Annotated in this window: 1 protein-coding gene; it reads left to right on the plus strand. The window is 65.2% G+C overall.

What is annotated here, in order from left to right:
- The coding region (locus tag VTU_RS29465) for a SwmB domain-containing protein (protein WP_010108877.1) at window positions 1-1262 on the plus strand (1262 nt) is incomplete at both ends.

The raw sequence follows: 1262 nt of genomic DNA on the forward strand, positions 1-1262 counted from the left end.
AGACACCACGCCCCCGGTATTCAGCAGCGCCACGGTCAACGGCGACAAGCTGGTGATCCATTACACCGAACAGAACAGCTTGGCCGACGTAGCGCTGTCGGGCACTGGAGGCTTCACGATATACATCCACAACAGCAGCGGCGAGGCAATGTATCGCTACCACATCCAGAGCGCCGTGGTGAACGGGGCGGCCAATACCGTGACGCTGACACTCGAACAGGTTCCCGTGTACTACGGTGATCGGATAAGCGTCAGCTACGCCAAGCCCGGATCCGGCAATGTGGTGCAGGACGTGGCGGGCAACCACGCGGCCAACTTCGATGTCATGACCGCGACCAACATCACGCCCGCGCCGGGAGACACCACGCCCCCGGTGTTCAGCAGCGCTACGGTCACCGGCAACCAACTGGTGATCAGCTACACCGACACCAACAGCCTGAACGCGGTGACGCTCGCGGGCAACGCAGGCTATGCGGTGAACACCGCCGCAGGCACGGCGGCCATCACCGTGAGCAGCGCCGTGGTAAACGCCACGGCCAAGACCGTGACGCTGACACTGAGCCGCGCCGTGGCCCACGCGGAGACGGTGAGCGTCAGCTACACCAAGCCCGCGACCGGCGCCGTGGTGCAGGACGCTGCCGGCAACGACGCAGCGAACTTCAGCGACCAGGCCGTGACGAACAACACGCTAGCCGAGCTCGGCGTCGAGATCAGGCTGGCCGACAACGCGCTCACCACGGGCGAGACCACCACCGTCACCTTCACCTTCAACCAGCCCGTCAACGGCTTTGACACCAGCGACATCTCGTGCGGTAGCGGCGCGCTGAGCATGCCCACGGCCAACGCCACGCGCACGGTCTGGACGGCCACCTTCACGCCCACGGCCAACGTCAACGCCCCGTCGAATGTCATCCACGTAAACCTCGCCGGGGTAACCAACGCCGTTGGCAACGCCGGCGAGGGTAGAGTCAACGGCCCCAACTACAGCGTGAACACTACCGGACCCGTAGCAGATACCGTGGCCCCGGTGTTCAGCAGCGCCACGGTCAACGGCAACCAGTTGGTGCTCACGTACACGGAAGCCAACAACCTGGACGGGGCAGCACTCGAGCAGAACGCCGGCTTTACGGTCAACACCGCCGCAGGCACGGCGGCCATCCGCGTGTGCAGCGCCGTGGTGAACGCCACGGCCAAGACCGTGACGCTGACACTGGACCGCGTCGTGGCCCGCGCGGAGACGGTCAGCGTCAGCTACACCAAAC

The organism is Verminephrobacter aporrectodeae subsp. tuberculatae At4, assembly GCF_000193225.1.
Taxonomy (GTDB): Bacteria; Pseudomonadota; Gammaproteobacteria; order Burkholderiales; family Burkholderiaceae_C; genus Acidovorax; species Acidovorax aporrectodeae.